Origin of the sequence: Victivallis sp., assembly GCF_048170485.1 — a bacterium.
In the GTDB taxonomy this organism is placed as follows: Bacteria; Verrucomicrobiota; Lentisphaeria; order Victivallales; family Victivallaceae; genus Victivallis.
Genome location: NZ_DBEXAY010000290.1, coordinates 34,577 through 40,638 on the forward strand (window position 1 = coordinate 34,577; position 6,062 = coordinate 40,638).

General features: G+C 62.6%; 7 protein-coding genes. 2 read left to right on the plus strand and 5 right to left on the minus strand.

Going from position 1 to position 6,062, the window contains the following annotated elements; all coding sequences use genetic code 11:
- The first annotated feature begins 4 nt into the window (after window positions 1-4).
- Complete coding sequence (locus tag ACMLHG_RS15055) at window positions 5-976, plus strand: hypothetical protein (RefSeq protein ID WP_294436635.1); 972 nt, start codon at window positions 5-7, stop codon at window positions 974-976.
- A complete protein-coding gene (locus tag ACMLHG_RS15060; protein ID WP_294436634.1) occupies window positions 973-1,998 on the plus strand; it encodes a VWA domain-containing protein in 1,026 nt (341 codons plus the stop codon). Before ACMLHG_RS15055 ends, ACMLHG_RS15060 begins: the two co-directional genes overlap by 4 nt.
- A 13-nt stretch (window positions 1,999-2,011) precedes the next feature.
- Here ACMLHG_RS15060 and yfcE read toward each other — a convergent pair whose 3' ends face one another.
- From yfcE to ACMLHG_RS15085, 5 genes are read right to left on the minus strand one after another with little or no spacing between them, the layout of a single operon-like run.
- On the minus strand, window positions 2,012-2,563 hold the full coding sequence (yfcE, locus tag ACMLHG_RS15065) for a phosphodiesterase (protein ID WP_294436633.1): 552 nt from the start codon (window positions 2,561-2,563) through the stop codon (window positions 2,012-2,014).
- Between the two features lie 11 nt (window positions 2,564-2,574).
- Complete coding sequence (gene coaBC / locus ACMLHG_RS15070; RefSeq protein ID WP_295812045.1) at window positions 2,575-3,219, minus strand: bifunctional phosphopantothenoylcysteine decarboxylase/phosphopantothenate--cysteine ligase CoaBC; 645 nt, start codon at window positions 3,217-3,219, stop codon at window positions 2,575-2,577.
- A gap of 46 nt (window positions 3,220-3,265) precedes the next feature.
- The gene (locus ACMLHG_RS15075; RefSeq protein WP_295812042.1) at window positions 3,266-4,225 is read right to left on the minus strand and encodes a GDP-mannose 4,6-dehydratase; all 960 of its coding nucleotides are present in this window, start codon (window positions 4,223-4,225) and stop codon (window positions 3,266-3,268) included.
- Window positions 4,226-4,249: 24 nt separating this feature from the next.
- Window positions 4,250-5,065, minus strand: a complete 816-nt coding sequence (locus ACMLHG_RS15080) for a CDP-alcohol phosphatidyltransferase family protein (RefSeq protein WP_417171028.1) — start codon at window positions 5,063-5,065, stop codon at window positions 4,250-4,252.
- Window positions 5,066-5,070: 5 nt separating this feature from the next.
- Window positions 5,071-5,757 (minus strand): phosphatidylserine decarboxylase, encoded by a 687-nt coding sequence (locus ACMLHG_RS15085; protein WP_295812035.1) that lies wholly within the window; start codon window positions 5,755-5,757, stop codon window positions 5,071-5,073.
- Window positions 5,758-6,062 lie beyond the last annotated feature (305 nt).

Consider the following 6,062-nt stretch of genomic DNA (forward strand, 5'->3'; position numbering starts at 1 on the left):
CGCCATGAAACGTCTTTTACTGTATTCTGGAGCGACGGTCGCGGCGGTGATTGTGCTTGCCGTGCTCGTCGTCGGGAGCGGATATCTGTATTCGCTCCGCCTGACCGCCCCGGCGGAGGTGCCGGGGATTGCGACGCTCGCCCCCGCAGAGGGGATCCAGCTCGGCTCCACCGTCCGCGCGTCGGTCGAGCTGGAACTGCCGCTCTTCCGCCGGGTGAACAAGGTGGTCGCCGAGCCCGGCGACGGGTCGACGCTGGTGGGAGAACCGGAGATCGACCGGAGCGGCTGGAAGTGGTCGCGTCAAGGGTGGCGGATTGCCGCCGAACTCCGCCCCTTCCGGCCGGGAACCGTTCAGCCGGGGGTGCTGACGCTGGAACTTTCGCCCGAGAAATCCGGCGGGGAGCCGGTGCTCTTCACCGTGACCATTCCGGACTTCTCCGCCGGTGCGGCGAAGGTCGCCCCCAATGCGGAACTGCAGCTGGCCGATGCCGTCGCCGTGACGAAATCGACCGTTTCGAACCGGCTCTGGTGGCTGTTGCTGATTCCGGCGGCACTGCTGGCCTGGTTCCTGTGGCGCCGCCGCCGGAAACGGGCGCCGGAACTGCCGCCGTGGGAGCGGGCGATGCTCGCGCTTCACGCGCTCCGCGGCGAACTGCGCGACCACCGGATTCCGCTGGAAACCGGGTTCGTGCGGCTCACCGACCTGGTGCGCAGCTATCTGGAAACCCGGTTTGAGATTCCGGCCTCCACCCGGACCACGCCGGAGTTTCTCGCCGAACTCAACAGCCGGACCAGTCCGCTGCCGGAGGCGCAGCGGCCGTTCCTGCGCGATTTCATGACCGCGGCCGACCAGGTGAAGTTCGCCAAGGCGCCGCCCAGCGGGGAGCTGCTCGACGACGCGCTTTCGCGTGCCGAAGAGCTGGTGGAGAGCACCCGCATCCGGCCGGAGGAGTCCGCCGGAGGAGGTGAAAAATGATGGAATTCGCTTATCCCTGGGTACTGCTGCTTCTGCTGCTTCCGCCGCTGATCGGCTGCTATCTGGTCTACTGGAGGAAACGCCCGTCGATCGTGGTTTCGACCGCAGTCCCCTTCCGGGGGGTGCGTGCCCGGCGGCGGCCGACCTTTCCGCAGCTCTGCATGCTGATCGGCGCGGCGGTGCTGATCGTCGCCCTGGCGCGGCCCCGCTACGGAGACGAAAAGGTGATGATCCGCTCGCAGGGAATCGATATCATCCTGGCGGTGGATATGTCCGGAAGCATGCAGGCGTTCGACGTTCCGCAGAGCATCACCAGCGGCAGTCAGCTCGCCCGCGCGGTCAATGCCGGAGAGGTGAAAAACCGGCTCGAAGTGGCCAAGGATGAAATCCGCCGCTTCATCGAGGCGCGTCCCAACGACCGGATCGGACTCATCGGCTTCGCCCAGCTCGCCTACAGCCTCGCGCCGCCGACGCTGGACCACGCCTGGCTGCTCGCCCACCTCGACCGGCTCGAACCGGGCATGATCGGCGACGCCACCGGAATCGCTTCGCCGCTCGCCTCGGGGGTCAACCGGCTGAAGAAGTCGGACGCGCCCCGGCGGGTGCTGGTGCTCTTCACCGACGGGCGCAACACCGCCGAAAACCGGCTCACGCCGGAACAGGCGGCCGCACTGGCCAAAGAGTTCGACGTGGTGATCCACACCGTCGGCATCGGCAGTCGCAACGCCTTCTTCCTGGTGAACGGATTCGGCGGCGCCCGCTTCGAACGCATTCAGGATGAATTCGACGAGAAGCTCTTGCGGTCGCTCGCGGAGATCACCGGCGGCAGTTACTTCCACGCCGCCGACGCCGACGGCATGAAACAGGTGATGGACCAGATCAATCAGCTGGAAAAAACCACCATCGAACAGCCGAAATACATCGAGTTCCGGGAGTACGCCCCGCGTCTCGCCCTGGTGGCCCTCGGGCTGCTGCTGCTCGGCTTCATCGCCGACACCACCTGGTGCATGCGGCTGCCCTGACCGGAACGCGGCCTCACGGGAGGAGAAGCGAAAGCATCTCCTCGCCGGTGGCGAGTTCCCGCACCGAAAGCCGTCCTCCGTCGAGCAACCCGAACGACGGGGGATTTCCTCCTTTTGGCAGGGAGATCGAACCGGGATTGAAGGCGATCAGCCCATCGGCACAGGTTTCGAGACAGGGGATGTGCGTATGCCCGAACGCGAGAACGGAACCGGAGCCAATCGGCGGCGGCGTCGCCGGATTCCAGTGGTGCCCGTGGGTGAGGAAGAACTTGTGCCCCTCCGCCAGCAACGTGGAGTAGTCCGCCATCAGCGGGAACTCCAGCATCATCTGATCCACTTCGGAGTCGCAGTTGCCGCGGACGGCGACAATCTTCTCCCGGAGCGGATTGAGCAGTTCGGTCACCCGCCGCGGCGCATAATCCGGCTTGAGCGGGTTACGGGGCCCGTGATACAGCACATCGCCGAGCAGAACGAAAAGTTCCGGCTGGAGCCGGCCGGCCTGTGCCAGCAAGAGTTCCACGCTCTCCGGAGAACCGTGCACATCGGAAAAGAAAAGAATTTTCATCGGATTTTTCCTCAAAGAGAAGAGTTCACTTCGCCAAGGATGGCATTCAGGATCGCCTCGGCGATCTGCCGCTTTGGCGCCGGGCCGAATTCGAACCGCCGTCCATCCTTCGCCAGCAGTGTCACCGCATTGTCCGGCGAGCCGAAGCCGATATCGCTCCGGCTCACATCGTTGGCCGCGATCCAGTCAAGATTTTTTTTCGCCAGCTTGCCGGAAGCGTTGGCGAGCAACTCCTCGGTCTCGGCGGCAAAACCGGCCAGAATCTGCCCGGGCCGTTTCCGCGCCCCCAGCGAAGCGAGGATGTCCTCGGTCCGCTCCAGCTCAATCATGAGATTTCCCGGCTGTTTCTTCAGTTTCCCCGGGAACACCGTCACCGGCCGGTAATCCGCGACCGCGGCCGCCATGACGATCAGATCCATTTCCGGAGCCGCCGCGAGAACCGCCTCCGCCATTTCGCGGGCGGACTCCACCCGGATCAGCTTCACCCCTTCCGGCGCGGCGAGCGCCACCGGCCCGGAGACCAGCGTCACCTCGTGGCCCATGGAGTGCGCCGCTTCCGCCAGCGCATATCCCATTTTCCCGGTCGAACGGTTCGAGAGAAAGCGGACCGCGTCAATTCTTTCGCGGGTCGGCCCCGCCGTAATCAGAACACGCATGCTGTCACCTCAAGGAATTTCCGGCACCGCCGGACCACCGCAACGGCTACGCCAGCGAGCGGCTGACGTCGTCGATGATCTGTTCGAGCGAGATTTCCGGCTTCCAGCCGGTGAGGGAATGGATGAGATCCGTATCGGGCATCCGGCGGCGCATATCCTCAAACCCCTTTTCGTACGCCTTCTCGTAGGGGATCTGCTCGATGACCGAGGAACTCTTCGTCCGTTCAATCACCAGTTCCGCCAGCTGGCGGATGGTGACCGAGCGCTGACTGCCGATGTTGAACACGCCACCCCAGGTGTCTTCGCGGGGCAGCAGCAGCAGCAAGGCGCGCACCACATCCGCCACATGGCAGAAACAGCGGGATTGTTCGCCGTCGCCGTAAACCTGCAACGGCTCGTTGCGCAGGGCACGTCCGACGAACCGCGGCACAACCATGCCGTAGCGGCCGGTCTGGCGCGGACCGACCGTGTTGAAGAAACGCACCACAGTGCCGGGCAGCCCGGAGGCGCGGTGAAACGCCATCAGCAGAAACTCATCCAGCAGCTTGCTGCACGCATAACTCCAGCGGGAGTTGAAGGGAGAACCGATAATAAGATCGTCGGTTTCCGAAAATTTGGCATGGGTCGATTTGCCATACACCTCGCTGGTGGAGGCAACCAGAATGCGCCGGTGATGTTCCGCGGCGAGCCGGAGAATATTTTCCGTGCCGTGCACATTGGTAAGGATGGTGCGCACCGGATCGTGCACCACCAGTTCCACACCGACCGCCGCCGCCAGATGGATGACTGCGTCGCACTGCGGCACCAGAGAGCGGAGCAGTTCGGTATCGGTCACCACGTCCGATTCGATCACCTGCAGCCGGGGATTGTCGACGACGGCGGCGAGATTGTCACGGCTGCCGGTGGAAAAATTGTCCACCACAGTCACGGTTCCGCCCGATGCCAGCAACGCTTCCGCAAGATGACTGCCGATGAAACCGGCGCCGCCGGTAATCAAATAGTGCATGACGAATTCCCCTTCTGAACAGGATTACGGGTTTGACGGAGCGACCGCGGTATGGAACTTCCGGAAAAGCGCCATCACCGGCCCGGAAAGCACATAGAGCGTAACCAGCGCGGTCAGAGCATAGATCTGGAAGAAGCACAACAGCAGAAGCATGACGATCAGCGCCATCATCCGGCGCCGGTTGCGGCGCACCGAAACCAGCCATTTCCCGAAGTGGATGTAGGGAATCGGGCTGACCATCAGCAGACCGAGCACCGCCGCATAGCAGGGCAGAATAAACGCAACCGCATTGAGCCGGATTCCGGACCGGTAGGCGAAGACAACCGTCACACAGATGGCGGCCGCCGCGCCGGGAGAAGGAAGTCCGGAGAACTTCTCACTGCTCTTCTTCTCCAGAATCGCGTGTACATTGTAGGTCGCCAGCCGGAGCGCGGCGCAGCCGAGATAGACCGAGGAGAGGATGTAGACGGCAATCTCCTGGGTGCGGTTGAGTTCCCAGTCACGCAGGCTGTGGGTCATGATCGCCACCAGTGCGGCAGGTGCGACGCCGAAGGTGACCATGTCCGATAGGGAGTCCATCTGAAGTCCGTGCATGCTCGCCGCATTGAAGATACGGGCGGCGAAGCCGTCGAGCGCATCGAACACCATCGCAAAGCAGATGACCACCGCGGCGACGGCGAACACCCCGAGCGCATCGCCCCGGGTAAGATCACGCTCATACGCGCGCAACATGTAGAGGATCGCGGCGAACCCGCAGAGAGAGTTGCACAGCGTCAGAGAGTTCGGCACATATTTCAGCCAGCGCTGCGTCTGGATCAGCTCCCGGAACCGTTGTTTCATAACCGCTACTCCTTCACCGTTGCCATGACGGTCTCGCCGCCGTAGACCCGGTCGCCGACTTTGACATTGATTTCAAACCCGTCCACCGGCAGATAGAGTTCGGTACGGGAACCGAATTTGATCATACCGTAGACCTCTCCCTTGCGGAGCTTCCGGCCGGGATCGACCGGGCAGACGATCCGCCGGGCGATGGCGCCGGAGATCTGCCGGACCGCCAACGGGAACCGTTTTCCGCCGGCAGTGGCGGTTCCGGCGATCGTCATCGCCTCGTTGCGCTTGGCGCATTCGCTGTTGCGGGCGTCGAGGTATTCCCCTTCCCGATAGAATTTGCTCTCCACCTCGAGCTCGGCGGGAGCGCGGTTGACATGCACATTGAGCACCGAAAGGAAGATGCCGATCCGGCGCGCCTTGCCGTCGAAGGGGGGGAAGTTGAAATCCTCCACCACTTCGATATCCCGGACTACGCCGTCAGCCGGTCCGACCAGAACCGCGGGGTCCGCGGGGATCGTCCGCGACGGATTGCGGAAGAAGGCGGCAAACGCCAGAAACAGTACGACGACAACAGCCGCCACCGACCACCCCCAGCCGGGGTGCCCGTGACGGATCAGATACCAGCAGCCGATCAGAATCACCAGGGTGATCAGTCCGGCAGTTCCCCACTCGCGCAAACCATATCGGGTCAAAGTCATCATAATCGATTCATCGCCTTTTCCTGTAATTTCAGTGAATTGGATAATATATACTGTCTGCCGTGGATTTACAACTTTTTCCGGCGGTAATTATCGCATGGTTTTGCAGTTGCGAAGCCGGACTTCCACGGACGCTCCGGCTCGCCAGATCTCTTCTGCTTCGAAGAAAAAAAAACCTCCAGTTGTGTGCGAAGCAACTGGAGGTAAGAAAAATTCCGGCACCGTGCTACTCTCCCATAGTCAAATGTACAGTACCATCGCCGCTGGAGTCCTTAACTACCGTGTTCGGGAAGGGAACGTGTGTTTCT